The organism is Arthrobacter sp. Hb9-2, assembly GCF_059091165.1.
Window position 1 is genome coordinate 1 of sequence record NZ_JBNHGJ010000023.1, and the last position, 25,204, is coordinate 25,204.

The following is a 25,204-nucleotide window of genomic DNA, read 5'->3' on the forward strand; positions in this document are numbered from 1 at the left end:
GCAACGGCGGGCGCAGGCTCGGGCGCGGGGGCCGGAGCAGGCTCAGGGACTGGAGCCGCCTCGGGAGCGGGTGCCGGTGCAGGCTCGGGAGCCGGCGCAGGGGCGGGCTCGGCCGCCTGCGGGGCTACAGCTATCTCCGGAACGGCGGGCTCAGGCGCGGGATTAGAGGTAATCTCGCTCTTCTCGATGCTGAGGTTCGACTGCGCCTGGGCGGCCTGCGTCTCGGTGGCCGCTACGCGGATGCTGGTTTCCGTAGCCTGTCCCGCAGCTCCCACTCCGACGAGGAGTGCGCAGGATGCGGCCACCACGGCCGCGCGCTTGCCGAAGGAAGGGATTTTGCCGGCTTCCGGTCCGGCGAGCGGTGCAGGCCGGGTTTTCGGACGTGGTTTTACCAGGATTTTGAACATGATGGATCGCCTCTCACACCTGCGGAGTTAGCTGTCGGGTTCGGATGAGGGCATCCGGCCGCACGGAAAGATCACGTGCTGGCTTAACCCCAAGGGCAATCAGTGCCCGGGACGGTGGGTCCCCCGCCTCTGCCTTTGTTCAAAGGGAATCCGGGAAGTGGCAGAGCTTGGCGTCATCCGGATATGCGGCTCGAACACGAACTGCACCCAATCGACGGTACAGGAACGCAGCGCGTAAGTCACATTTTGGTAACAGAGATCACGACGGCGGCGCGTCGCCTTGCTGCTAACGTCACCTCGAGGGGAGCTGTAAGGCGAACTGTGTGCGCCCCGGTTGTGATGTCACCGTTACCCTTCCGCGGTGGGCTTCCACAATAGATTCCACGATGGACAACCCCACGCCGCTGGTGCCTTCGGCTGCTGCAGTGCCCGCCCCATCTTCCGCGCCCTTCCGCGCCGCGTCTGCGCGGGCGAAGCGCGAAAAAACATGGTCCACAAACTCGGCCGGGATGCCGGCGCCGTCGTCCGTTACCGTTATCAACGCGGCACCTCCAGCGGTCTTTCCCACGCCGGTAACAACAGTGGTGCCGGCAGGCGTGTGTTTGCGAGCGTTGGAAAGCAGGTTCATCAGCACCTGGCGCAGCTGGGAGGCGTCACCGGTGACCACCACGGGCTCATCCGGAAGTTCCAGCCGCCAGTTGTGGCCCGGTGCCATCACCTTTTCATCGCTGACGCTTTCGACCACCAGCTGCGTAAGGTCCACCTCGCTGAGCTTCAACGGCTGGCCCTCATCAAGCCGGGCAAGCAGCAACAGGTCTTCCACCAAGGCAGTCATCCGCTCCGACTGGCTCTGTACACGGGCCAGGGACTTTTGGCCGTCCGGGGTGAAAGACTCCGTCATCCTCATCAATTCGGTGTAGCCGCGGATGGCGGTCAGGGGAGTGCGCAGCTCGTGGGAGGCGTCGGCCACAAACTGGCGCACCTTCGTTTCGCTCTTCTGGCGCGCCTGCAGCGCGTTTGCCACGTTGTCCAGCATGAGGTTGAGCGCGTGCCCGACGCTGCCCACTTCCGTCCCGGGATTGGAGTTCGACGGCGGTACGCGCACCGCGAGCGCCACCTCGCCGGCGTCCAGGGGCAGCTGCGATACCCGGGTGGCAACCTCCGACAGCTGCTCGAGAGGTTTCATGGTGCGTCGGATCAGGACCGTGCCAACTAATCCGATCAAAAGCAACCCGCCAAGCGAAACGACCACAAAGGTCCACACGAGGGAGGCAAGCGTGCTTTCTTTGGCAGCGAGGGGGAGTCCCGTGACCAAAACATCGCCAAAGGTGGTCTTCACCGCCAGCAGGCGGTAGCCACCGTTCGAGAGGGTACGGTCCACGGGCTTTGCATCTGTCGCCAGTGCCAGCAGCGTCTGCTTGTCCTCGGCGGACAGGGCGGAACGCGTGGTGTCCGAGGTGAGGAATCCACCACTGTTCACCTGGCCGTTCAGGATGCGGGCGTTCATGGTTCCCACGCTTTGGCCGCGGGCGTCCAAGGGGTCCCTTCCGTTGAAGCCGCCCATGGGAGGGCGGCCCGGATTGTTGGACCGCTCTGCAGCCTGGCTTAGCTGTTCGTCCAGCTGGCGGGTCAGGAACGCATCCATGGAGGCGTAGCTTGCAACGCCCACGGCACCGCAGATGGCAATCAGCAGGGCCATGGCCAGGAGGATGAGGCGGGTACGCAAGTGCCAGGTGCCGGGTTTGAGCCAGCTTCGGCGATGGGGATCGGCTGCCTGTTGTGACGCCATGGTGCGCCTACTCGGCAGGCTTGATGACGTACCCGGCGCCGCGCACGGTGTGGATCATGGGCGGGTGAACTGCGTCCACCTTCTTGCGCAGGTAGGAGATGTAAAGCTCCACAATGTTGGCCTGGCCGCCGAAGTCGTAGTCCCACACGCGGTCCAGGATCTGCGCCTTGCTGATGACGCGCTTGGGATTCTCCATGAGGTAGCGGAGCAGCTCGAACTGCGTGGCCGTGAGCTGGAGCTCCTCGCCGGCCCGGGTCACTTCACGGGTATCGACGTTGAGGACGAGGTCTCCTACCACCAATTCGGCCGTGTCCATAGCGGCAACTCCGGAACGCTGGACCAGGCGGTGCAGCCGAAGCAAGACTTCCTCCATGCTGAACGGTTTCGTGACGTAGTCGTCGCCACCGGCCGCCAGGCCCACGATCCGGTCCTGGACCGTGTCCTTGGCAGTAAGGAAGAGAGCGGGTACCTCGGGTGCGAGCGTGCGGATCCTTCCCAGCAGCTCGACGCCGTCGAACCCCGGCAGCATGACATCAAGGACCAGGATGTCGGGACGGAAGTCCTTGGCCAGTTTCACTGCTTCCGGGCCGTCGGCCGCCACCGCCACCGACCAGCCGGCCATGCGCAGGCCCATGCTCATCAGCTCCGAAAGGCTTGGCTCGTCGTCGACCACCAGGGCGCGGATGGGGGAGCCGTCCGGGTGGGAAAGCTCAGGGAGGTTGTTGGTCATGGAGTGCGAAGTGGCCATGGAACAACTCTCCGATCAGTCGTTTGGCCGGGGCTATGGGCTTCCTGTGCCTTAGCTGTGAATACCAGCGTAGCCAGCTGGGCGGGGAAGGGCGGCCTGCGAAGAGGGGCTGCTGCTGCCCGGCCAGCGTCGGTCAATGGGAAGCTGGACAGCTGGGCGCCCTGAAGAGTTGGCCATACAGCAGAGGAAGGGCGATTTTTTCTCCTCCAGCTCCGGCTGCCACTGGACAGATGGGGCGCACAGAAGGGCAATTTCGGCATTCCCTGCACGTCTGAAGAAAAGGGCCGCTAGTGGAGCAACCGGCGAATTAACTTCATCAGAAGCTGCTTTCCCGCCCCGGAAGCAGGGCAATGATCAGCAATCTGACGATTGTCCAGAATCGTGATCTGTGCCACATCAAGCGCTTTTGTCTCATAATGCGGACGGGAAGGTCCATTGTTACTTGCAAGTTCGCATTGTTACGCTGCACACTTCCATTGTGAACAAGAACTCAACAGCACCTGCAGCCGCAGACTATTGGCCCAGCACATCCGCTGCTGTCGACATGCGCTGTTGTCGAATGTACGCCTGATCTTCCCACCCCTCGAAGTTTGTAGGCATACGCCCCCAGCCCAGCGTCGGGCGTCCCTCCCCAGTTTCATTGCGGGGAACCCAGCATTCGAGCCGCGATGACGGCCATTCACATTGAGGTAAGCAATCCATGTCAGTTGCATCCGGATACGTCCACATTTCCGTCCGAAACGCCGCCAAGGGTGGCCAGCCTTCCGGCCTCCGCCCCGGCTTCGGACCCCGCACGTCGCTCGCTCCCGCCACTTCCGGAAGCAGCTTTCCCGGCTCGGGATACGGTCCACAGGGCTATAACCCCAACTCCTACGGCCAACTCCGCGCCGTTCCGCCGGCCGAGTCGGCGCCGCTCACTGCCCCCACTCCGGTAGTTGCCGGGCCCGACCAGGTCCGCCCCGTGGCCAGTGACACTGTGGCCCGTGGATTCGTTCTCTACATGGGGATCGACGAGGAAACCGCAGCCGCCGCAGGTACGTCCATCGCCAAACTCGCCCAGGAGATCCGCGCTTACGCTCAGTCCCTGGTATCGGGAGCCGAAAGCTACGCCGCCGTCGCCGTCGCCCCTGCCGGCACGCCCGGCTCAGCACTCGACGTCGTCCGCTCCACCTTCGGTGACCCCACCGTCAACACCCGCCAGCGCACCGAAACCCCGCGGCCGCAGCAGCCCCAGGAGCCGCGCCCCTCAGGCGTCCTGATCGACCTCGCCCGCCGCGAAGTGCACCTGGACGGTGAATCCCTGAATCTCACGTTCAAAGAGTTCGAGCTCCTGAACTACCTCGTGGAAAACGGAACCCGCACTGTAGGACGCGACGAACTGCTCGAAGGCCTGTGGCGCAACGCTGAAGAAGTGCCCAACGAGCGCACCATCGATGTCCACATCCGCCGCCTCCGCTCCAAGCTGGGCCGCCTTGCCAACACCGTGCGCACCGTCCGCGGCCAGGGCTACCGCTTCTACGAGCACCCCGAGGTTGTTGTCTGGGCCGCTCCGGAATACTCGATCTAGCACCCAGAGGCACGCAGGAGTCATCTGGCCGTGCCTTAGGCTTGGGCCATGAGCCAGCACCATCTTCGACGCCTTGTGATCATGCGCCATGCCAAGGCCGATTGGCCTGGTGGCGTGGCTGACCACGAGCGGCCGCTGGAGGAGCGGGGCCACCGGGAGGCGCCCCTTGCTGGACGTTGGCTGCTCAAGCACAACATCGTGCCTGACTTCATCCTGTGCTCAAGCGCCTTGAGGACCCGCCAGACCTGCACCTGGGTTTGTTCTGAACTGGGGGACAAGGCGCCCACGCCCAAGCTCGAAGACGGCCTCTACGCTTCCTCCGCGTTGCGCATGCTTACCGTGGTCAACCACGTGCCCGATACCGTCACCACGCTGATGCTGATAGCGCACCTGCCAGGGGTACAGGATCTTGCCATGCACCTCGCCTCACGCGATTCAGACCACGATGCCTACATGGACGCCGCAACGAGGTACCCCACCAACGCGCTCACTGTCCTCGAAACGGAAAAGTCGTGGGCTGAGCTGGACGGACAGGACGCACGGATCACCAAATTCAAGGTGCCGCGGGCCCATTAGCGCCCAAGCTATTTCCTTGTTAGCGCCCAAGCTATTTCCTTGTTGCTGTACGGCCCTGCGGCAGCTTTGCGGAACGTTGTTTTGTGGCACTTTGCCTGGCGGCGCCCTGCCTCGCCGTGCCTTCTCCCTGGGACGACTGTCCCTGGGACGTCTGCCGGGCGGACGACGTCCGCTGCCGCACTTGCGCGCGCGCCCCGGACGGGCTGGGCGGCTGCGTTGCACCGGCCTGCCGTGCCGGAGCCCTCCTCGCGGCGGTGCTGCTGCCGCGCGCAGCGGTTCGGACGCCGGCAGCCCGGGAGGCGCTGCCTTGTGCGCGCCGGCGTCCCGGCCAGATGGCGCCCGTGAACAGTGCCGCCAGGGCCGTCATTGCGGAGAACGCGGCCAGGAAGAAGTAGTTGTCCGGGTCCGAGGTGGGCAACGGGGTGCCAAACAGCGACGACTCGTCGGTGAAGGCCACCTCCCACGTGCTCAGGAAGGCCAGCGATCCCGCCACGGCGAGACTCGTGGACAGACCGGCAATGGCGAGCATAACGAAGCGTCGGCGGCGCAGGAGCTCCGTGATGCAGGCAAGGGAGGCGAGCCCCAGCACGCCGAGGAAAGCCATGAACACGGGCTCCGCCAGCGTCATGCCTGTCAGGACCAGGAGGCCGGCAGCCACGATGCCGGTGATGACCGCGAATTTTCCGCTGTTCCCCATGTGACGCATGTCCACCATCATCCCTGAGGAGCGGGCTGCTGCATCACGTAGCCGCGCATGATGGCCATGATTGCTGCAACACTTTGGTCACGGGTGCGCTCCGGGTTGTAGGTCTGCCGGTCAAGCCCCACCACAAAGCATGCGCCAAAAATGGCTGTTTCCAGGCTGCCCCTTGCAACGGAGGGATCCACGGGGTACGCCTTGGCAACGTTTTCCACCGCTTCGCTGATGACCGCCAGGAGCTCTGCCCGCAGGAGCGTAAAGGTCCCCTGCCATTCGCTGGGGGTACGCCAGTTCTCGCTCACCCACAGCCGGGCGAAGGACGGGTACTCGGCCATAAAGTCCATGGCCTGGCCAATCATCGCTTCCATTGCCAGCAAGGGATCCTGGCCCGTCCCGCCGTCTGGCGCCCCCAGCAGCCGGGCCTTGAGGATGTCCACGCCGTGCCTCAGCAGCTGCGCAATGAGGTCCGATTTGCTGCCGAAATTGTAGTAAACCGTCCCCTTGGAAACGCCTGCTGCAGCTGCAATCTCGTCAACGGTCACACCGGCGGCACCACGCTCGCCGATCAGCTCCATGGAAGCGTCAAAGAGCCTCTGCCGCGTGGCAGTCGTCCGGGCAGGGCGGAGTTTTTTCGCTGGCTCCAGATCCGCGAGACTCATACTGCGATCTCCGGTGTGAGCGTCTTGAGCGTCCAGTATTTTCCCTTGCGCACGGCCAGGGTGGACATGGCCAATCCGAGCGCCGTGTACCCCGCAAGTCCCAGCACAGTGGGGACGATCATGGAGAGGTCGGCCCCGTAAATCAGGTGCCTCATCCCTGTCACCACATACCCCATGGGCAGGATCTGGTGCACCACATGCAGGGGTTGTGGTGTGGTCTGCCAGGGGAAGGTTCCACCGGAAGATACCAGCTGAAGGACCAGCAGGATCAGGACCACGAGTTTCCCGGGGGAGCCTAGCAGTGCCACGACTCCCTGGATAAGGGCACTGAAAGCCATGGCTGCGGCCAGCATAAAGAGCCACATCAGGGCGGGATGGGCGGCGTCCAGGCCCAGGGCCAGGTTGACCACCAGGGTGAGGAGGGTGGCCTGCACCACCGAGACGGCCAGGAAAGGCAGCCATCCTCCGACCGCGATTTTCCAGGAGCGGGCGTTGGATGCCAGCGCCCTCTGCGTGAGGGGCCGCATGGCCTGGATCAGCATAAAGATCCCGATCCACAAAGCGAGGGTGAGGAAGAACGGTGCCAGCCCGGCGCCGTAGGACCCGGCCTTCGCCTGTGAAACGTTGCTGACCGCCACCGGATCTGCGATGACCCGCGACAGGTTGCTCTTCTGGGCGTCGTCCGGATGCGGAACCTGTCCTGCGCCGCTTCCTAACTCGTCGGCCAGGGTTCGGGAACCGTCTGAGGCCGTACCTGCGCCTTCCTCGAGCTGCGCGGCGCCGGCGGCGAGCTTGCGCGCCCCGTCCGCCAGGGCTGCAGTGCCATCCACCGCTGACTGCTCTCCGGTGGCAAGCGTCGCTGCGCCGGTGTGCAGTTGATCAGCACCTCCGGATGCCTGTGTAATCGCTTCTTTCAGTGCCGGGGTTCCGGCAGCCAATTGTGCGGCACCTACGCTGACTGCCTCGGCTCCGTCTGCCAGCTGTTGGATTTGCGCGGCGTCTGCCTGGAATTGTGTTTTGGCAGCTGTCACCGGGTTGGAGGCGGCCACGGAGTCGAAGTCGGCCAGGATGCTGACCGCCTGGGCCTGGGTGAGGACGCCGGAAGCGATCAGCCTGTTGTTCGACTCCACCACCCGGGTGCGAAGTCCCTGGTCAGCGGCCTCCAGCTGGGCCGCGGCGTCCTGGACCTTGGTGTTCAGCTGCGCGTTTCCGGCAGCCACCTGCGCGGCACCCGCTGCCAGTGTCCGGGAATCCCCGGGCAATGTTGCTGTCTTGTCCTTCAGTACGGAGAGCCCGCTGCTCAGTTGGCCGGCGCCGGCGGTCAGCTCGTTGGCGCCGTCGCGCAGCTTGAGCTGGCCTGCGTAAAGCTCATCGGCTCCGCTGCTCAGGCCTGCGGTCCCGTCATGAAGGGCCACACTCCCGTCCCGGAGGGTGGCCACGCCGTCCGCAAGGCGACCAGCGCCGTCGGACGCCTTGACCATCTGCGTATGGATGGTGCCGAATCCGGTGAGCAACTGGTTGGCGGTTTCTTCTCCGACATCTGCAGCAACGGTGCTGTGAACAGAGGTGGTCAATTTGTCCACGATGGTGCTCAGCAGATAGTTGTTGGCGTCGTTCGTGGTGACGTTGAGCATGGCTTGGCTGGCGGAGTCAAAGCTGCCGGGGGATACGAGGTGGGCGGAAAAGTCCTGGGGTATTTTCAGTGCGAAGGCGTACTTGCCGCTGGCGACGCCCTCATCCGCCTCGTCTCCGTCTGCCACCGGGATCCAGTGGAAGACATTGCCCTCCATCAGGCTGTCCGCCACTTCCCTGCCCGCCTGCAGTTCAGAGCCGTCCGCGGCGGTGGCACCTGCGTCCTCAACCACCAGTGCGGCGTCGATCTGGTCCAGGTTGCCGTACGGATCCCAGTTGGCGTAGAGGTAGACGGCGCCGTACAGCAGCGGGACCATGGTCAGCGCGAGGATGGTCAGCTTCGGCAGCAGCCCGCCCGTCATCCGCTTGAGTTCAGAGCGGGCCAGCCGCAATACGGTCACTTCGCATCCTCGGTTTCGAGTTCGAGTTCGTGGATAGCCGCCGGGCTTTCCGTTCCAGCTTTATGTTCGCTGGGCACCGCGTTGCCAATCGCAACGAGCGGACCGGACCACGACGGCGGAGGGGCAGCTACCGTCGCAACGACGGCCAGCGGCCGCCCGGCGTCGGATGCCAGTTGCTCCAGGCGAGGCAGCCAGCTGCCGGGATCGGCACTGTGCCGGTCCGGTGAGTCGACCACCAGCAAGTCCGTATGTGGGCTGGCCAAAGCCAGCGCCGTCAGGAGTTCCAGCCGGCGGGAAGGATTTAGCTGCTCAGTCCACAGGTCGCCGATGTCCTCAAAACGGTTCACCTTGAACCACGGACTGCTAAGCAGGGCACCCCGGTAGCGGCGCGGGATCAGGGCAAGGTCCTCCGTCACGAGATCGCGCACACTCAGGTGCGGTTCAGGCTCATTGACGCCCGGGGCATCAACCAGAGCGCTGGCCGTGCGGAGTGCCTTGATACCGCGGCTGCCATCCCAGCTGATGGAGCCCCCATCGGCTTTCATCCTGCCGCTTAGTACAAGGGCCAGCGCCGTCCGCTGAGCCTGCCGTTCCCCGCAGGCAAGTACCAGCTCCCCGCGGCGTGTTCGGAGGGAGGTCGCCGGGAGCAGGGGATCCCGGCGACCGTGGACATGGAGCTGCTGGGCCAGAAGCAAGGATGCCTTTCGCGGTGGTGTTCTGCACCCAGTCTATTTGAACTGACTAGTCAGTTCAAATAGAGCGCTATAGCCCGTACTTCTCCAGTAGGCGCAGCCAGACCTCGCTGATGGTGGGGTAGGAGGGAACTGCATGCCACAGCCGGTCCAGCGGCACTTCGCCCACCACGGCGATGGTGGCCGCGTGCAGGAGTTCCGCCACGTCCGGTCCGGCGAACGTGGCTCCGAGGAGAACCCTGCGGTCCTCGTCAACCACCAGTTGTGCCCAACCCTCGTAGTTTTCCGAGTGCAGGGAAGCCCCGGCTACCTGGATGGCAAGTTCAACGGAGGAAGCGTTGTAGCCGTCCTTCTGCGCAATATCCAAGGTGCGCCCGACGGTGGCCAATTCCGGGTCGGTGAAGACAACGCTGGGCACAGCATGCTCGTTGGCAGTTTGCGCGAAGCGGCTCCAGTCCCTGGCGGCGCCTGCCAATTCCCCCTTGGCCCGGGCGGCAATGGCGTCTCCGGTGGCGCGGGCCTCGTACTTTCCCTGGTGCGTGTACAGGTTCTTGCCGGCGGCGTCACCCACTGCATAAAGCCAGGGTTCTCCGCCGGAGGGTCCTTCCACCAGCCCCGAATTGTCCGTGCGAAGGGTGAGGTGCCCGGCCTCGTTCGGCTCGAATCCTACGCTCTCCAGCCCCAGGCCTTCCAAGGCCGGATGCCGGCCCGTGGCCACGAGGACCTTTTCGGCGGCCACGCTGGAACCGTCACCCAGTTGCAGGCTCAGCGTGCCGTCGTCGTTCTCGCTGATGCTTTCCGTCGTGGTGTTGAGCCGGATCTCCACACCGTCGGCACGCAGCCCGGCCGCGACCAGGTTCGCTGCCTCCGCCGGGAAGGCCCGGAGCAGTCCGCTGCGTGCCACGAGCGTCACAGTAGAGCCCAGCCGGGCAAAGGCCTGCGCCAGTTCTGTCCCGGCGACTCCTCCCCCCAGCACTGCAAGCCGTGGCGGAACTTCCTTGGCTGAAGTTGCCTCCCGGGTGCCCCATACCTGCACGTCCTGGAGTCCCTCGATCGGGGGAGTGTTGGGTGCTGAGCCGGTAGCCAGGACTACCGCATGACGCGCGTGAAGCTGGTACGGGTTGCCGTCGAGCCCGGCGACTTCAACCGACTTGGGCCCAGTCAGCCACGCGTGCCCCCGGACCAGTTCGATGCCTGTGTCCTCCACCCACTTGACCTGCCCGTCGTCCTGCCAGTTGGACGTCATGTAGTCCCGGCGCTTGAGGACGGCCGCGGCATCCAGGGTCCGCGTCACCGCTTCCTTGGCTCCAGGTGCGGTCTGGGCTCCGTGGAGGGCAGTGCCGGGGCGAAGCAGGGCTTTTGAAGGCATGCATGCCCAGTAGGAACACTCGCCGCCCACCAGTTCCGCTTCCACCAGCACGGCGGTGAGGCCGCCCTGCACCACCCTGTCGGCCACGTTTTCCCCAACGGCGCCTGCGCCGATCACCACAACATCAAATTCACGCGAAATCGCCTCGGGCATCATGGGGAAAGCCTACGCCCGGGATCCCGGCCTGCTGCTGGAGGGGGCATCCGCCACGTGGGTTCATTCGTGGCGCAAAGCAAAAGGTCCGCACCAGCGAACCGGTGCGGACCTTATCTGTGCGCCCAAAGGGATTCGAACCCCTGACCTTCTGTTCCGTAGACAGACGCTCTATCCAGCTGAGCTATGGGCGCATCTCGTGTCCCGGGAGAAGAACCGCTCTCCCTGAACCTCGAATTACTTTACGCGAGGGTTGGCCGCGATGCCAAATCGGGAAGCATGTAATCTCGGCAACTAGACCGGTATAGGTGACCTTCGTCACTTAATTGACGGATTTGCGTCCCAAATTCCTTGATTTCCTGCGGAAACGCATTTCTGCTGCCCCAAATGCTCAGCATGCGTCCCAAAAACTCCGGTGGTCCGGACCATAGCATTTAGCTCACACCGATGAACCCGAGGAAGGGAACCGAAATGGGCGATCTGGCGCAAAAGCCGCTGCTTGAGAATGCACCCACCACACATGCCGGTCTGCTGGCATGGGTCGAAGAGGTTGCTGAGCTTACGCAGCCGGACCGGATCTACTGGGTTGACGGCTCCGAAGAGGAGAACACCCGCCTTACCGACGAGCTGGTCGCGGCAGGAACCCTCAGGCGCCTGAACCAGGACCTCTTCCCTAATTCCTTCGCCGCTTTCTCCGATCCGGCTGACGTGGCACGCGTGGAGGAGCAGACCTTCATTTGCTCCGAAAAGGAGCACGACGCCGGGTTCACGAACAACTGGATGGCACCGGCTGAGATGAAGGACAAGCTTCGCGGCCTGTTCGCCGGGTCCATGCGGGGCCGGACCATGTACGTCATTCCATTCGTTATGGGCCACCTCGACGCCGAGGACCCCAAGTTCGGCGTCGAGATCACTGACAGCGCCTACGTTGTCGCTTCCATGCGCATCATGGCCCGGATCGGCACCGATGTCCTGAACCGCATTACCGAAACGAACGCGTTCTACGTCCCTGCGCTGCACTCGTTGGGTGCTCCGCTCGAGGCCGGCCAGGCGGACGTCCCCTGGCCCTGCAACCCGGACAAGTGGATTGTCCACTTCCCGGAAGAGCGGTCCATCTGGTCTTTCGGCTCGGGTTACGGCGGCAACGCCCTGCTGGGCAAGAAATGCTACGCCCTGCGCATCGCCTCCGTTATGGCCCGTGACGAGGGCTGGTTGGCCGAGCACATGCTCATCCTCAAGCTCACCTCTCCTGAGCAGAAGACGTACTACGTTTCCGCTGCATTCCCGTCCGCCTGCGGCAAGACCAACCTTGCCCTGCTGGATCCCACCATCAAGGGCTGGAAGGTCGAAACCCTCGGTGACGACATCACCTGGATGCGGTTCGGCAAGGAAGGCGAACTGCGCGCGGTCAACCCTGAAGCAGGCCTCTTCGGCGTTGCCCCGGGCACTGGATGGGGCACCAACCCCAATGCCATGCGGGCCATCGCCAAGGGCAACAGCATCTTCACCAACGTGGCACTGACCGACGACGGCGGAGTCTGGTGGGAGGGCATGACCGAGGAAGTTCCCGCCCACCTCACGGACTGGCAGGGCAACTCCTGGACCCCCGACTCCGACAAGCCCGCCGCGCACCCCAACTCGCGCTTCTGCACGCCGATCGACCAGATCGACATGCTCGCCGAGGAGTACCACAGCCCCAACGGTGTTGAGCTTTCCGCCATCCTGTTTGGTGGCCGGCGCAAGACCACCATCCCCTTGGTCACCGAGGCGCGCAGCTGGTCAAACGGCATCTTCATGGGTGCAACACTGTCCTCCGAAACCACTGCTGCCGCTGCAGGCGCTGTGGGCGTGGTGCGCCGCGATCCCATGGCCATGCTGCCCTTCATCGGCTACGACGCAGGCGACTACTTGAACCACTGGGTCAACCTTTCAGCGAAGGCCAACCCCGAGCGGTTGCCCAAGATCTTCCTGGTCAACTGGTTCCGCCGGAACTCTGAGGGCGGCTTCGCCTGGCCCGGATTCGGCGACAACGCCCGTGTCCTCAAGTGGGCCATCGAGCGCCTCGAGGGTAAGGCGGACGCTGTTGAGACTCCCATTGGCTTCGTGCCCACCGGTGATTCGATCGACCTCGAAGGCCTGGACATGACTCCCGCCCAGGTGGAGGAAGCAGTCAGGGTGGACCCGACGGAGTGGGCGGCGGAACTTGCCTCAATCGAAGAATGGTTCGCCAACTTCGGCAGCTCGCTCCCCGACGCACTTCAGTCGGAGCTCACCAGCCTGAAGTCCCGGCTGGGCTGAACCCCTTAAGTACAACGGCGTCCTAAGTGCGGTGGCGGCCCCGCACCTTTCCAGCGAAAGGTGCGGGGCCGCCGTCGTCCTGTCCGGACCTTTTGTCCAGCTACGCAGACCTAAATCGCCTCTACGTCCGCATACATGGACAAAGACTCCAAGGGCAGGGGTTTAGCCGGCCAGCCAGATGTCCGGGCCGAAGACCTCGTAGTGGATCCGGGTGGCCGGGATCCCGGCGTTGATTGCCTCGTTGCGGATGTTCTTCATAAAGGGCAGCGGGCCGCAGAGGTAGAGGGACGCATCGGCCGGAAGGTCCACTTCGCGCAGGGACATGAAGCCGTCCTTGGCTCCCGCCTCCGGCTGTTCCAGCCATAGCTGCAGCTCGGCACCGTCAAGGCGCTCGACGTTGTCCGTCATCTGGCTGCGCAGGGCCCAGCTTTCCAGGGCGCTCTTGGCGTGAAGTACCAGCACTTGCCGTTCGGAGCCGGAATCAGCCAGGGAACGCAGGATTGATGCGGTGGGCGTGCAGCCGATGCCGGCGGACGCCAGCACCACCGGACCGTCGCCGTCCTTCAGGGTGATCTCGCCGTACGGATTGGAGATTTCCAGAATGTGAGTTTTACCAGCGGCTGTTCGCCGCGCACCCCGAACTCCTGGACGGCCTGTTCAGCCGCTCCAACCAACGCTCCGGCAACCAGCAGCAGGCCCTGGCAGGAAGCGTTGCCGCCTTTGCCACGCAAACTCCTGAGGTAGGGACCGGGGCCTTCGCCCGGCCTTTCTGAATACCTTGCGCAGCGCTAAAGCCCGGGCCGCAGTCCGATCATTTCGAAGACCGGGTTCATCTGCCGAGAGGCCGGAAGATCTGCGATCACTACCCCGTCGAGCTCGCGGTAGAACGCCTCGCGGGCTCGGGACAGGGCAGCGCGGAGCTTGCAATCGTTGATGAGCGGGCAGTTGCCGCTGGGGGCTACACACTCCGCCGCGTCCGTTCGGGTGTCGAGCTGCCGAAGGATTTGGCCGACGGTGGCACTCCGGCCACCATGGCTCAGCCGGGAACCGCCCGTCCGGCCGCGCTCCACCTCGATCAACCCCAGGTTGCGCAGTTTGGCCATCGCCTTGCTGACATGGTTGTAGGGAGTTCCCACGGTATCGGCAATGTTTTGCGTGGTAAGCAGGGTGCCGCCAGGGGCAGCTGCCAGCACCATGAGGGCCCGCAGGCTTACGTCCGCGAAAGCGTTGATTTTCATGGCGGGGGCCGGTCTAGTCCACCCAGATAACGGGCTCGCTGGCGTCAGCCGCAAGCTCACCGAACTCCCACGTCCGGGTGATGGCGTCGGCGGAGTAGGGCAAAACGGCGGCGAACACCGGGCCCTCGCGGTGCTCGGTGGCTACATGGATCGCGTCTGAGTCCTCCTCCACCAACAGAATGTCGCAAACCACCGCCGCGGCACGAAAGTCCTCCCGGTTCTGGCGCAGCAGGGCGGTGAGGTCACTGATCATGGCATCGGCATCAAAGTCGCCGTCGGAACCTTCCTGGGCATCCGCCGGGGAAACGGCAACCAAGCGGACCTCGCCGTCGTTTTGCACTGTCAGGGCGAAGGGCAGGAAACCGCCATTGCGCTGAAGCTGTTCCTGTGCGGCGCTGATGCCCGTCCCTAGAAGGTTCTCAAGGTCCGTCGCCGTGCTCTCGGGAACGGTGTCGCGCCAGGACGCTTCACCGGCGGTAGCTTCTCCCGAACCGGATGCGCTCTCTTCAGCCATGCGTGGACTAGGCCCGGACGATCGACAGGACGCGGTCCCGGATCCGCTCCATTGTGGTGCGGTCCGTGGCCTCAGCGTTAAGCCGGAGGAAAGGCTCGGTATTGGACGGGCGCAGGTTGAACCAGTAGCTGCCGTCGTTGGCGGTGAACGTGCTGCCGTCCATCCCGTCGATGGTGAGGTCTTCGTCGGCAAAAGCCAGGCGGACGCGCTCAACTGCTGCGGCCTTGTCCTCCACTTCGGAGTTGATCTCGCCCGACGATACGTAGGGCTCGTACTCACGGCCCAGCTCCGAAAGCGGACCGTCCTGCTCGCCCAGGGCAGCCAGGACGTGCATTGCTGCCAGCATGCCGGTGTCTGCGTTCCAGAAGTCACGGAAGTAGAAGTGGGCTGAGTGTTCTCCTCCGAACACCGCCCCTTCCTTCGCCATGACTGCCTTGATGAAGGAGTGGCCAACCCGCGTGCGGACAGCCCTGCCGCCGTCGTGTTCCACGAGTTCGGGCACGGCACGCGAAGTGAGGAGGTTGTGGATGATGGTGGGGGTGGCTTCTCCCTGCGATTTGGCGCGGGCGATCTCCCGGCGGGCCACCATCCCGGTGATGGCCGACGGCGAGACCGGCTCGCCCTTCTCGTCGATGACGAAGCAGCGGTCAGCGTCACCGTCGAACGCCAGGCCGATGTCCGCACCGTGCTGGAGCACTGCAGCCTGCAGGTCGCGGAGGTTCTCCGGCTCGAGCGGGTTGGCGGGATGGTTGGGGAAGGAACCATCCAGCTCGAAGTACAGGGGAACGATGTCCAGGGGCAGTTTGGGGAGCAGGGCGTCTCCCAGGACTGCCGGGGTGGTGAGGCCAGCCATGCCGTTGCCTGCGTCCACTACCACCTTCAACGGACGTGAACCGGAGAGGTCTACCAGCGTGCGGAGGTACTCGGAGTAGTCCTTGAGCACGTCGCGGACGCTGACCTGGCCGCGCTTTTCCGCCGCAGGGATGGAACCGGTGTTCAGGTACTGCTCGGCCAGGGCCTGGATGTCCTTGAGGCCTGACTCCGAGGAGATGGGCACGGCCCCGGCCTTGGACATTTTGATGCCGTTGTAGCCCGCAGGGTTGTGGCTGGCGGTGAACGTGGCACCGGCACGGTTCAGGTAACCGCAGGCGAAGTACAGTTCGTCAGTGGAAATCAGGTCCAGGAGCTCAACGTCCGCGCCACGGGCGGTTGCGCCGCTGGCGAAAGCCTTGCTGAACTCCGGGGAGGAAGGGCGCATGTCGCCGCCCACCAGGATCGTCTGGCCCTGGAGCTGGAGGATGTCCACGAACGCGGCCCCCACGGCTTCAACGATTTCGGCGGTGATGGACTCGCCCACGATGCCCCGGACGTCGTACGCCTTGAAGGATGCCGAAAGGTCGAAAGTCGTTGTCTGTTCGCTAGTCACGGGATTTATCTTACGTGGACGGCGGAAGTGGCTGTGGAGGACGGGTTGGCAAGCGCACTATGTGACGGCGGTTCCGGCGGGCATGCGCGTTTTGTATCCAGGCCGTATCCTGCTATCCACAGAGGGGCGGCGTTCGGAGCCGTATGTCAGGGGCGGCTGGGATACTGAATCAATGGTCGATAACCAGAACTCCACAGCAATCGCAGAGCCAGTCGGAGGCTCTGCCTCCAACTCCGCAACCCACCACCAGGCACTGGAGGTGCTGCGCGAGCTTGTGGGACACCCCGGGGCCGCCTTCCACGAGGGGCAGTTTGAAGCCATTGAAGCCCTGGTCGACGGCGGCAGGCGGGCCTTGGTGGTCCAGCGCACCGGCTGGGGCAAATCTGCCGTCTATTTTGTGGCGTCCCTGCTGTTGCGCCGCCGCGGCGCCGGGCCCACGCTCATCGTTTCGCCGCTGCTGGCCCTGATGCGGGACCAGGTGGCTGCCGCTGCCCGGGCAGGGGTGCGTGCCGTCGCCATCAACTCCGCCAACCAGCTGGAATGGGACGCGGTCCGTGAGCAGCTTGCCACTGACCAGGTGGACGTGCTGCTGGTCTCCCCGGAGCGGCTCACCAACCCGGCCTTCCGGGAAACCCAGCTGCCGGAGCTCATCCGGCGCACCGGCCTGCTGGTTATTGACGAGGCCCACTGCATCTCGGACTGGGGCCACGACTTCCGCCCCGACTACCGGCGGATCGCGGACTTGATCACCCAACTGCCGGATAACGTTCCGGTCCTCGCTACCACCGCCACGGCAAACTCCCGGGTGGTGCACGACATCGAAGAGCAGCTCGGAGACGGGGTCCTCACCATCCGCGGTTCCCTGGGGCGTGACTCCCTGCGGATGGGCGTCCTGTCCTTGCCGGACTCGAAGCAGCGGCTGGGCTGGCTCCTGACGCATCTGGCCGACCTGCCCGGAAGCGGCATCATCTATACCTTGACTGTGTCGGCGGCGGAAGACACCGCGCGGCTCCTCGCCGAAGCCGGGCATGACGTACTGGCCTATACCGGCCGCACCGATCCCGCGGACAGGGAACGCGCCGAGCAGCTGCTAAAGGACAACCAGGTCAAAGCGCTGGTGGCTACTTCGGCCTTGGGCATGGGCTTTGACAAACCTGACCTGGGCTTTGTGGTCCACCTTGGGGCGCCGTCTTCCCCGGTGGCCTACTACCAGCAGGTGGGCCGTGCCGGGCGAGGCGCTGCCAATGCAGACGTCCTGTTGCTTCCCGGCTCGGAGGACCGCGACATCTGGCAGTATTTCGCCACCGCGTCCATGCCCTCCGAAGAGAAAGCAGCGGCCGTCCTCACTGCCTTGGCGGAAGCCGGTACGGCACTCTCCACGGTGGCCCTGGAAGCGCGGGTTGACCTCCGCCGCACCCCTCTGGAACTGCTGCTTAAAGTCTTGTCCGTTGACGGCGCAGTGGAACGGGTGGGAGGCGGATGGCGGGCCACGGGCCAGCCATGGGTTTACGACGCAGAGCGGTACCGCCGGATCGCTGAGGCGCGCGTGGACGAGCAGGACTCCATGGTGATCTACCAGGACACCGCCGGATGCCGGATGGAATACATCACCTCCGTCCTTGACGACGAAACCGCGCAGGCCTGCGGCCGATGCGACAACTGTGCAGGGCGCTGGTTCCCGGCGGACATAGCGGACACCGCCACGGAAGCTGCCGGCCAGACCCTCAGCAGGGCAGGCGGGGTCCTGGAAGCCAGGCTCCAGTGGCCCAGCGGCATGGACCGCCTTGGCGTGCCGGTTAAGGGGAAGCTCAAGCCGGGGGAAGGGCTCGCCGAAGGGCGCGTTCTGGCCAGGCTGACGGACCTTGGCTGGGGTGGCGCCCTGCGCGCGCTGTTTGCGGCAGGCGCCGAAGACCAACCCGTGGATCCAGCCATGCTGCAGGCCTGCGTGCAGGTCTTGCGGGAGTGGGGTGGCGGAGATGCCCGCAATCCTGGTTGGAGCGGAGTCGGCCGGCCTGCCGCGATAGTAAGCATTCCGGCGCGGAGCAAGCCCGAGTTGGTGGGTTCTCTGGCCAGGGGAATCTCCGAGATCGGCCGCATTCCCTACCTTGGGGAGATGCAGCTCGCGCATGGTGGTCCCACCGGAGGCCGCGGCGGCAACAGCGCCTACCGGCTGGCCGGCGTTTGGGAGCGGCTGGTGGTGGGTCCTGAGCTCCAAGCTGCGCTGGCCACTGTGCAGGGCCAGCCCGTGATGCTGGTCGATGACCTGACAGACAGCCGTTGGACACTCACGGTTGCTGGTCGGGCACTGAGGCAGGCCGGGGTGGGAGCGGTCCTTCCGTTGGTCCTTGCCCAGGCCGGGTGAAACCAGGCCGGCTGAAACTAGGCCAGGTAAACCCACGCAGGCCGGGTAAGACCCACAGGGCCGACTTCGGGCTGGCGCGTGGCGGGGGATGAGACCCTAGACCCGCTGGGCCTTGCGCTGGCTGACTTCCGCACCGGCATGCCGTGGCAGGAACAGGCTGTCCGCCGTGCTGGCCAGCATCAGCACAGCCATGGCGAGGAAGGCGCCACGGAAGGGTCCGGCGGCGTCTTCAGGAAATGTGCCCAGGCCGTCAAAGAGCCTAATCAGTAACGCTCCTACAGCGATGCCTGCGGCAGCGGCCAGTTGGACCAGGGTGGCAGAGACCGTGTTCGCCGAGGTGAGCTGCGCCGGTGCGATGTCCGCATACTGAACCGACGCGTAGGCCGAGAAACCGATCGAGCGGAAAGCTCCGCTGCAGACCAGCAGGGCGAAAGTCAGCGGCTCGGGCGTCTCGGGCGTGAGCAGGGCGCAAAGCACGAAAGTGGCCGCAGAGGCAACCGACGCAAAGACGAGCACAGCCTTGAAGCCGAACCGCCGGATCAGGGGAGTTGTAGCCGGCTTGATGCCGATGTTGCCGATGAACACAGCGGCCACCATGGCCCCGGCGTGCAGCGGGGTCCAACCGAACCCGGCTTGGAACATCAGGGGCAGCAGGAAAGGGACCGAACTGATGGTCAACCGGTAAGCGAACCCGCCGGTGGCCATGGCCCTGAACGTCCGGGCGCTGAAAACCCCGAGGTCAAAGAGTGGATAGCGGGCACGCCGCATCCACAGCACGGAGCAGGCGAGAGCAACCGCGCCTGCTCCTGCACTCAGGGCGGCCCAGGGAGCGGGGTGGGTGCTCGCCAATTCGAGGCCCACCACCAAGGCCCCCACGCCGAGCGTCGTGAGGAACAGCCCCAGCCAATCCAGCCGCCGCCCCCGGTCACCTGCCGCTGCCGGGACCAAGCGGAGTGCGGCCAGGAATGCAGCCGCACCCAGCGGGAGGTTGATCAGGAAGATCCAGTGCCAGGACAAATACGTGGTGAGGGCCCCGCCCACCAAGGGAGCGAGGACCGGTGCCAGGAGGCCGGGCCACACGAGGAACGCCGTGGCGCGGAGGAGTTCTGCTTTCGGCGTCCCGCGAAGGACCAAGAGCGTTCCGACGGGAACCATCATGGCCCCGCCCAACCCCTGCATGATCCTGCTGAGAGTGAGCGCGGTAAGGTCCTGGCTCAGCGAGCAGGCCAGGGACGCCAAGGTGAAGATCGCAATGGCAAGGCAAAAAACGCGCCGGGCGCCAAACCGTTCAGCCAGCCAGCCGCTCAGCGGGATGCCCATGGCAACGGTCAGCAGGTATGCCGTCATCGTGATGTTTACGTCAGCGGCGGGAACCTTGAAGTCGTCAGCGATGTTGGGAATGGCCGTGGTGAGGACCGTGCCGTCCAGGAACTCCATAAAGAAGGTCGCGGCCACCAGCAGTGCCAGGCGGGGACTCCAGGCCCGCGTGCTGCCTGGCGTCTCATCCACTGGGTCGCTTACTGCCATCCGTTCATCATTCCACCGCGGCGGTATCCCGGGATGCATCTGTCCGCACCGCGGACGGGGGTTAGCGGACGGCGAGGGCAGCCGGGGCGGCAGGCAGCACCATCGGCGGGGACGCAAAAGGCCCCGGTCCAGGACCGGGGCCAAACGCGGAGACGGGGGGATTTGAACCCCCGGTGGAGTTGTGCCCCACACTTCATTAGCAGTGAAGCCCATTCGGCCGCTCTGGCACGTCTCCAATTGCTATTCCTAGCCCACCAAGGATACGCAGAACGTGGCACGCAGTGCAAAACGGGTCGCAAGCCCCTTCAAAGTGCCCGCCAAATCGCCCGCCGGCTACGAACGCGGGACCTGCCCGGGCCGCACTAACCTGATTTCGCGCAGGTTCTCCCAGTCGGGAATTACGTCCGCAGCGCCGTCGGGTGCGAAGCCGAAGTGGCTGTAGAAGCCAATCGCACGCCCGTTCCCAGCAGCCACCCACAGGCTTGCCGCGCTGTCGCCCAATGCTTCCTCCAGGAGCCGGCGCCCCAATCCCAGCCCCTGGTGCGATGCCAGCAGGTACAGTCCCCACAATTCCAGGTCCCCGGACGAGGGCGGCCCTGATGTATGCCAGGAATCGCCGGAAGGCATACGCCGGATACCCGCGAACCCCACGATCACGCCGTCGTCGCAGGCCACCCAGGCTTCCGCAGGCTCCGCAGCATCGAGGAGATGGCGCCAGAGCGGCAGCCGGTTATCGGGAGTCTGTGACGCCAGGAACCCCTCGGACAGCATGCCGCGGTACGTCTCCTGCCAGCAGCGGACGTGCACCTCCGCCAGCCGCTCCACGTCAGCCCGCGCCGCCCGCCGCACGGCCAGGGACACCGCTACGCCGTCCCGCCCGCCAGCGCCTTCCAGAGGAAGTGCTGGCTTCGGGCCTGCAGCGCTGCCGCCTGCCGGTTGTCGGACGCTCCGGCGTGTCCGCCCTCAAGGGCCTCGTGGAACCAGACGTTCGGGATGCCCATGGCCAGCATCCGGGCAGCCATCTTGCGGGCCTGCACCGGACCCACGCGGTCGTCGGAAGTGGCCGTCCAAACGAACGTGTCCGGGTACTCAACCCCATCCTTGAGCAGGTGGTAGGGAGAAAAGGTGCGGATGTACTCCCACTGCTCCGGCACGTCAGGGTCACCGTACTCGGCGATCCACGAATGGCCGGCGGACAGCTTGGTGTACCGGCGCATATCAAGCAGCGGCACGCCGCAGGAGATTGCCCCGAACAGCTCGGGGTACTGCGTGAGCATGTTTCCCACCAGCAGGCCGCCATTGGACCCGCCCACGCAGCCCAGCCGCTCCGGGGAGGTGACACCGCGGGAGATCAGGTGCCGGGCCACGGCCGCGAAGTCCTGGTAAGCCTTGTGCCGGTTCTCCTGCAGGGCTGCCCGGTGCCACCCCGGACCGTATTCCCCGCCGCCGCGGATGTTGGCCACCACATACACACCGCCCCTGGAGTGGGATGCTTCCCCATTGGTGCCGGCGGAAGTGGAAGTCCGGCGTTCCAGCCAGGCCCTGCCCACAGTGCCGCTGTAGGCCGGAGTGCGGGAAACCTCAAAACCGCCATAGCCGGAGAGCTGGGTGGGGTTCTGCCCGTCCAGCGGGAGGTCGCGCGAGGCGACCTGGAAGTAGGGAACCCGGGTTCCGTCGTCGGAAACGGCGAAGTGCTGCTGCACTTCATAGTTTTCATCGGCAAAGAACGACGGCGAGGCCTTGACTGTCGTTTGCCGGCTCACCACCCCCGGCGTCCCCGCTGCGGCGCGCTCCAACGTGCCCCGCATCAGCGTGCTGGGGGTGGTGAAGCCCGTGGCGACGAGCCAGAAGTCGTCGCCCGCGCCGCCGTCGGCTTCGTCTTCATCGTCCACCGAGTAGGCGTTGACGTCGTGCAGCGGCGGACAGGCATCCAGCAGAGTGGACTCCCAGGCTCCAATGGCGTCACCCGTTGGCCGGGACGGGTCGAGAACACGAATCTCGGAGGAAACCTCCTTCAGCAGGTTGAGCAGCAGGAAGTTCCGGGTCCAGCTCCAGGACTGCAGCGAAGTGTTGGCATCCGGAGTGAACAGCACTGCCACCTCGCGCACGCCGGCCAGGTAGTCCTCAAACCGGGCGGCCAGGAGCGATCCCGCGGGATAGGTCGACCCGTTCAGCACCCAATCCTGCTGGGGACGGAACAGCAGCCATTCCCGGTGCGCGCTGACGTTGACGTCGGTGGGGACGTCGATGACCGCCCAGGAACCCTCGCGCAGTACGGAATTGCTCCTGTTGTAGAAGTCGATGTAGTCAACCGCGAAGGTCCTTTCGAACCCCGGCGTGGAGTCGTGGGCCACCACTGCCATCATGTGGTTCTCGGGCACCTCGAACAGGCGGGGCGCTTCAGCCAGGGAGGCACCGCGCTTAAGGGTGATGGCGGTCCGGGCGTACGAGGACGCAGTCCGCGGAAGGCCCTCCGCGGTGGAGGCCACCAGCAGGGTGTCTGCATCCAGCCACGACACGTTCCCCTTCGCCGTTGGCAGGTCAAAGCCGCCCTGCGCGGCGTCCACGAACATCCTGGATTCCACGTCGTATTCGCGGTAGCGGTTGGCGTCGCCGCCGTCAGGTGAAAGCGCCAGCAGCGCCAGCCGGTAGGGCGCACCTGGCGCAGGGCGGAGGAAGGTTGCCCCGTGGAAGACCCATTCTTCGCCCTCGGCGGCGGACAGGGCGTCCACGTCCAGCAGGACATCCCAAACAGGGGTGTCGGTGCAGTAGCTGTCCCACGTGGTGCGGCGCCACAGGCCCTTGGGGTTCTGCTGGTCCTTCCAAAAGTTGTAATACCAGTCCCCGCGCTTGCCCACCATGGCGATCCTGTCCGTGGAGTCCAGCACCTCAAGGATCTTTCCCTCGAGTTCCACGTAGTCGGCGTCCTCCAGCAGGTCCTCCGTGCGTGAATTCTGTTCCTTCACCCAGGCCAGTTGCTGCTCGCCGTAGATCTCCTCGAGCCAGGCATTCTCGTCAGTGGGCTCGGGCGCGAGGCCCGAGGGTGCGGTGCCGGTGGTATCGCCGGAGGCGGGCGCTGGATCAGCTGCAGTGGTGGTCATGGCCCCATCCAAACAACATCCGCAGACGGCTGGCAAGTCAAGGGTTCAGCGCGGACTTTGTTTGAGCCCGTACTCTGGATGCCGTGGAAAAAACGCAGAGCATCCGGACCGCCATTGTTGGGGCGGGTCCCCGGGGCACCAGTGTCCTGGAACGCCTGCTTGCCCGCAGTGCCGCGTTGAGCGCGGCCGGCGCGGGCCCGGTGCGGCTCCACATCCATGTCATTGATCCCTATCCTGCAGGTCCGGGCCATGTGTGGCAGCCAGGGCAGTCGCGGCTGTTCCTGATGAACACGCAGTCCTTCTATCCCACGCTGATTCCTGAGGACCCTGCCTTGGCGCCGCCGGTCGCCGGCACTACCTTCGACCAGTGGCGGGCCCGGCAGCAGAAGGACCCTTCACCGTCCCTGAACGAAGAAGAACTGGCGGAACTTGCGGTCCTGGCCGCCAGCGATTTCCCCAGCCGTGCACTGTACGGCCGGTACCTCCGCAGCACCGTGGAGGAGCTGATGCGGAACGCACCCGACGGCGTCACCATCGACTTCCACGAAACGTCCGCACTGTCGGTGCGCCCCTCAGGAGACGGAACGTTCGACGTCGGCCTGGCCACGGGAGCCACGATCCGCACCGAATTCGTAGTGCTGGCGCTCGGCCACATCCCGTCCCGGCTGAATCCTGAACAGCGTGAGCTGCAGTCCTCGGCCGAGCAATTGGGCCTTCGGTATTTTCCTCCTGCGGTGCCGGCGGACGTGGACTGGTCCCTGATTCCGTCCGGGGAACCTGTCCTGGTCCGCGGCATGGGACTGAACTTCTTCGACACCATGGGCCAGCTGACCGAGGGCCGCGGCGGCAAGTTCATCAGCAACGGGACGGTGCTCCGTTACGAGCCCTCAGGCCAGGAACCGCGCATCATTGCCGCCTCCCGGCGAGGAACGCCGTACCGGGCCAAAGCCGCGCTGAACGGCTACTACCCGGCATCCGTGACCCTGCGCTACTTCACTGAGGCTGCGCTGGAACGCTTCAAAAAGGCCGGTATCCGCCCCGCATTCGACCATGATTTCTGGCCCCTCCTGCACCGGGATGCGCTCTGGGCCTACTACTCAACCCTGGTGCGCTCGCAGCCCAATGCCGTGCCTGATTCGGCTGCCTTCCTCGAAGCCCTTGACGAGGCACTCCACCCGCACGCGCACAGTGCCGCGAACTGGGAGGACAGCGTCGAGAGCGTCCTCGCTGTCCACGTTGGGCCCCGGCACCGGCTGGACCTGCCGGGGCTCGCTGCGCCGCTGGCGGGCCGGTCCTTCGGATCGCGCGCAGAGCTTGACGCCGCCGTCGTGGATTACCTGCTGGACGATGCGCGCCGCTCCGCCCTGGGCGAGGATGACCCGGTGAAGATGGCCATTGGGGCCCTACACCATGGCCGCGCGGTGCTGAAGACAGCGGTAGCCGACGGCGGCATCACCGATGAATCCTGGGTCGCGGGACTGCGTGGCTGGTTCGAGTCGTTTGTGGAAGGACTGGCCAGCGGGCCTCCTGCGCTGCGCTCCGAACAGCTCGCGGCACTGGCAAGAGCAGGAGTGGTCAGTTTCGTTGGCCCCGACCCCAAGTTCGGGGTGGACCGCAGGAATGGTGTCTTCACTGCTTTTTCGCCATGGGTGGACGATGCGCCGGTGGCAGCACGGACCATGGTGGAGGCGCTGGCGCCCGGTAACAGAGTCTCCGCCAACGATTGGCCGGTATTGGAGCAGCTGCTGGCCGACGGCCTGGTGCGGCCCCGGCTCATGATGTCGGTGGAAGGCGCGCCAGTGCAGTCCACCGGCCTGGATGTTGAGCCGCACCCTTACCGCCCTCTGGCAGCGAACGGTTCCGTGACGGAAGGCCTCTACGTGCTGGGACTGCAGCTCTCCTCCACCCAGTGGGGCACAGCCATTGCGGCCGAAGCCGTCCAGTCCGGCGGGCCGAACTACCGCAGCGGCCAGCGCACGCTGCGCGACGCCGACGAGATCGCCGGCGCCATCCTGGGGCTCTAGCAAACCCCAACGCTCTCTCAC

At 65.2% G+C, this 25,204-nt stretch carries 18 protein-coding genes, 2 tRNA genes, 3 pseudogenes and 1 riboswitch; of the genes and pseudogenes, 6 read left to right on the forward strand and 17 right to left on the reverse strand.

What is annotated here, in order from left to right:
- The 3 genes and pseudogenes from AC5RV1_RS13580 to AC5RV1_RS13590 all read right to left on the reverse strand — a co-directional run.
- A pseudogene (locus tag AC5RV1_RS13580) lies at nucleotides 1-407 on the reverse strand (aggregation-promoting factor C-terminal-like domain-containing protein); the annotation flags it as partial.
- A 5-nt stretch (nucleotides 408-412) separates the two neighbouring features.
- A riboswitch (cyclic di-AMP (ydaO/yuaA leader) is annotated at nucleotides 413-573 on the reverse strand.
- Nucleotides 574-699: 126 nt separating this feature from the next.
- The gene (locus AC5RV1_RS13585) at nucleotides 700-2,196 is read right to left on the reverse strand and encodes a HAMP domain-containing sensor histidine kinase (protein ID WP_493994917.1); all 1,497 of its coding nucleotides are present in this window, start codon (nucleotides 2,194-2,196) and stop codon (nucleotides 700-702) included.
- Between the two features lie 7 nt (nucleotides 2,197-2,203).
- A complete protein-coding gene (locus AC5RV1_RS13590; protein WP_493994918.1) occupies nucleotides 2,204-2,944 on the reverse strand; it encodes a response regulator transcription factor in 741 nt (246 codons plus the stop codon).
- Between the two features lie 700 nt (nucleotides 2,945-3,644).
- Here AC5RV1_RS13590 and AC5RV1_RS13595 point away from each other — a divergent pair.
- A complete protein-coding gene (locus tag AC5RV1_RS13595) occupies nucleotides 3,645-4,511 on the forward strand; it encodes a winged helix-turn-helix domain-containing protein (protein ID WP_493994919.1) in 867 nt (288 codons plus the stop codon).
- A gap of 48 nt (nucleotides 4,512-4,559) precedes the next feature.
- A complete protein-coding gene (locus AC5RV1_RS13600; protein WP_163167933.1) occupies nucleotides 4,560-5,087 on the forward strand; it encodes a SixA phosphatase family protein in 528 nt (175 codons plus the stop codon).
- A 31-nt stretch (nucleotides 5,088-5,118) separates the two neighbouring features.
- Here AC5RV1_RS13600 and AC5RV1_RS13605 read toward each other — a convergent pair whose 3' ends face one another.
- The 6 genes from AC5RV1_RS13605 to AC5RV1_RS13630 all read right to left on the reverse strand — a co-directional run bounded on the left by AC5RV1_RS13605 (nucleotide 5,119) and on the right by AC5RV1_RS13630 (nucleotide 10,887).
- A complete protein-coding gene (locus tag AC5RV1_RS13605) occupies nucleotides 5,119-5,793 on the reverse strand; it encodes a hypothetical protein (RefSeq protein ID WP_493994920.1) in 675 nt (224 codons plus the stop codon).
- A gap of 8 nt (nucleotides 5,794-5,801) precedes the next feature.
- The gene (locus AC5RV1_RS13610; protein WP_493994921.1) at nucleotides 5,802-6,446 is read right to left on the reverse strand and encodes a TetR/AcrR family transcriptional regulator; all 645 of its coding nucleotides are present in this window, start codon (nucleotides 6,444-6,446) and stop codon (nucleotides 5,802-5,804) included.
- A complete protein-coding gene (locus AC5RV1_RS13615) occupies nucleotides 6,443-8,479 on the reverse strand; it encodes a YhgE/Pip family protein (protein WP_493994922.1) in 2,037 nt (678 codons plus the stop codon). Before AC5RV1_RS13615 ends, AC5RV1_RS13610 begins: the two co-directional genes overlap by 4 nt.
- Nucleotides 8,476-9,174, reverse strand: a complete 699-nt coding sequence (locus tag AC5RV1_RS13620) for an ABC transporter ATP-binding protein (protein ID WP_493994923.1) — start codon at nucleotides 9,172-9,174, stop codon at nucleotides 8,476-8,478. Before AC5RV1_RS13620 ends, AC5RV1_RS13615 begins: the two co-directional genes overlap by 4 nt.
- 67 nt (nucleotides 9,175-9,241) lie before the next feature.
- Nucleotides 9,242-10,696, reverse strand: a complete 1,455-nt coding sequence (locus AC5RV1_RS13625) for a dihydrolipoyl dehydrogenase family protein (protein ID WP_493994924.1) — start codon at nucleotides 10,694-10,696, stop codon at nucleotides 9,242-9,244.
- Between the two features lie 117 nt (nucleotides 10,697-10,813).
- Nucleotides 10,814-10,887, reverse strand: a tRNA-Arg gene (locus tag AC5RV1_RS13630).
- A gap of 277 nt (nucleotides 10,888-11,164) precedes the next feature.
- Between AC5RV1_RS13630 and AC5RV1_RS13635 the strand changes: the two genes are divergently transcribed.
- Nucleotides 11,165-12,991 (forward strand): phosphoenolpyruvate carboxykinase (GTP), encoded by a 1,827-nt coding sequence (locus AC5RV1_RS13635; protein WP_493994925.1) that lies wholly within the window; start codon nucleotides 11,165-11,167, stop codon nucleotides 12,989-12,991.
- 162 nt (nucleotides 12,992-13,153) lie between these two features.
- Here AC5RV1_RS13635 and AC5RV1_RS13640 read toward each other — a convergent pair.
- A pseudogene (locus AC5RV1_RS13640) lies at nucleotides 13,154-13,594 on the reverse strand (ferredoxin reductase domain-containing protein); the annotation flags it as partial.
- 5 nt (nucleotides 13,595-13,599) lie between these two features.
- Between AC5RV1_RS13640 and AC5RV1_RS13645 the strand changes: the two are divergent.
- Nucleotides 13,600-13,719: pseudogene (locus AC5RV1_RS13645) on the forward strand (hemin transporter); the annotation flags it as partial.
- 60 nt (nucleotides 13,720-13,779) lie between these two features.
- Here AC5RV1_RS13645 and AC5RV1_RS13650 read toward each other — a convergent pair.
- From AC5RV1_RS13650 to AC5RV1_RS13660, 3 genes are read right to left on the reverse strand one after another with little or no spacing between them, the layout of a single operon-like run.
- Complete coding sequence (locus AC5RV1_RS13650; protein ID WP_493994926.1) at nucleotides 13,780-14,229, reverse strand: RrF2 family transcriptional regulator; 450 nt, start codon at nucleotides 14,227-14,229, stop codon at nucleotides 13,780-13,782.
- Between the two features lie 13 nt (nucleotides 14,230-14,242).
- Nucleotides 14,243-14,743 (reverse strand): hypothetical protein, encoded by a 501-nt coding sequence (locus tag AC5RV1_RS13655; protein WP_493946325.1) that lies wholly within the window; start codon nucleotides 14,741-14,743, stop codon nucleotides 14,243-14,245.
- A gap of 7 nt (nucleotides 14,744-14,750) precedes the next feature.
- Complete coding sequence (locus tag AC5RV1_RS13660) at nucleotides 14,751-16,169, reverse strand: phosphomannomutase/phosphoglucomutase (RefSeq protein ID WP_493946326.1); 1,419 nt, start codon at nucleotides 16,167-16,169, stop codon at nucleotides 14,751-14,753.
- Nucleotides 16,170-16,341: 172 nt separating this feature from the next.
- On the opposite strand from AC5RV1_RS13660, the gene AC5RV1_RS13665 reads away from it, so the two are divergent.
- Entirely contained in the window at nucleotides 16,342-18,531 is a 2,190-nt protein-coding gene (locus tag AC5RV1_RS13665; protein WP_493994927.1) for a RecQ family ATP-dependent DNA helicase, read from the forward strand.
- A 96-nt stretch (nucleotides 18,532-18,627) separates the two neighbouring features.
- Here AC5RV1_RS13665 and AC5RV1_RS13670 read toward each other — a convergent pair whose 3' ends face one another.
- From AC5RV1_RS13670 to AC5RV1_RS13685, 4 genes are all read right to left on the reverse strand, one after another.
- On the reverse strand, nucleotides 18,628-20,058 hold the full coding sequence (locus AC5RV1_RS13670) for an MFS transporter (RefSeq protein WP_493994928.1): 1,431 nt from the start codon (nucleotides 20,056-20,058) through the stop codon (nucleotides 18,628-18,630).
- 147 nt (nucleotides 20,059-20,205) lie between these two features.
- A tRNA-Ser gene (locus AC5RV1_RS13675) sits at nucleotides 20,206-20,293 on the reverse strand.
- A gap of 98 nt (nucleotides 20,294-20,391) precedes the next feature.
- Nucleotides 20,392-20,919 carry a GNAT family N-acetyltransferase gene (locus tag AC5RV1_RS13680; protein ID WP_493946329.1) on the reverse strand — a complete coding sequence of 176 codons (528 nt, stop codon included), beginning with the start codon at nucleotides 20,917-20,919 and terminating at the stop codon, nucleotides 20,392-20,394.
- Between the two features lie 2 nt (nucleotides 20,920-20,921).
- Nucleotides 20,922-23,159 carry a prolyl oligopeptidase family serine peptidase gene (locus AC5RV1_RS13685; RefSeq protein ID WP_493994929.1) on the reverse strand — a complete coding sequence of 746 codons (2,238 nt, stop codon included), beginning with the start codon at nucleotides 23,157-23,159 and terminating at the stop codon, nucleotides 20,922-20,924.
- 83 nt (nucleotides 23,160-23,242) lie between these two features.
- On the opposite strand from AC5RV1_RS13685, the gene AC5RV1_RS13690 reads away from it, so the two are divergent.
- Nucleotides 23,243-25,183: an FAD/NAD(P)-binding protein gene (locus AC5RV1_RS13690; protein ID WP_493994930.1), complete on the forward strand. Its 1,941-nt coding sequence runs from the start codon at nucleotides 23,243-23,245 to the stop codon at nucleotides 25,181-25,183.
- The last annotated feature ends 21 nt before the right edge of the window (nucleotides 25,184-25,204 follow it).

Excerpts from the sequence above, each read along its gene's own strand:
- AC5RV1_RS13595 (WP_493994919.1), top strand. The coding sequence starts at position 3,645 with ATGTCAGTTGCATCCGGATACGTCCACATTTCCGTCCGAAACGCCGCC.
- AC5RV1_RS13670 (WP_493994928.1), bottom strand. The coding sequence starts at position 20,058 with ATGGCAGTAAGCGACCCAGTGGATGAGACGCCAGGCAGCACGCGGGCC.
- AC5RV1_RS13625 (WP_493994924.1), bottom strand. The coding sequence starts at position 10,696 with ATGATGCCCGAGGCGATTTCGCGTGAATTTGATGTTGTGGTGATCGGC.
- AC5RV1_RS13600 (WP_163167933.1), top strand. The coding sequence starts at position 4,560 with ATGAGCCAGCACCATCTTCGACGCCTTGTGATCATGCGCCATGCCAAG.
- AC5RV1_RS13635 (WP_493994925.1), top strand. The coding sequence starts at position 11,165 with ATGGGCGATCTGGCGCAAAAGCCGCTGCTTGAGAATGCACCCACCACA.
- AC5RV1_RS13685 (WP_493994929.1), bottom strand. The coding sequence starts at position 23,159 with ATGACCACCACTGCAGCTGATCCAGCGCCCGCCTCCGGCGATACCACC.
- AC5RV1_RS13655 (WP_493946325.1), bottom strand. The coding sequence starts at position 14,743 with ATGGCTGAAGAGAGCGCATCCGGTTCGGGAGAAGCTACCGCCGGTGAA.
- AC5RV1_RS13605 (WP_493994920.1), bottom strand. The coding sequence starts at position 5,793 with ATGCGTCACATGGGGAACAGCGGAAAATTCGCGGTCATCACCGGCATC.
- AC5RV1_RS13665 (WP_493994927.1), top strand. The coding sequence starts at position 16,342 with ATGGTCGATAACCAGAACTCCACAGCAATCGCAGAGCCAGTCGGAGGC.
- AC5RV1_RS13590 (WP_493994918.1), bottom strand. The coding sequence starts at position 2,944 with ATGGCCACTTCGCACTCCATGACCAACAACCTCCCTGAGCTTTCCCAC.
- AC5RV1_RS13585 (WP_493994917.1), bottom strand. The coding sequence starts at position 2,196 with ATGGCGTCACAACAGGCAGCCGATCCCCATCGCCGAAGCTGGCTCAAA.
- AC5RV1_RS13610 (WP_493994921.1), bottom strand. The coding sequence starts at position 6,446 with ATGAGTCTCGCGGATCTGGAGCCAGCGAAAAAACTCCGCCCTGCCCGG.
- AC5RV1_RS13650 (WP_493994926.1), bottom strand. The coding sequence starts at position 14,229 with ATGAAAATCAACGCTTTCGCGGACGTAAGCCTGCGGGCCCTCATGGTG.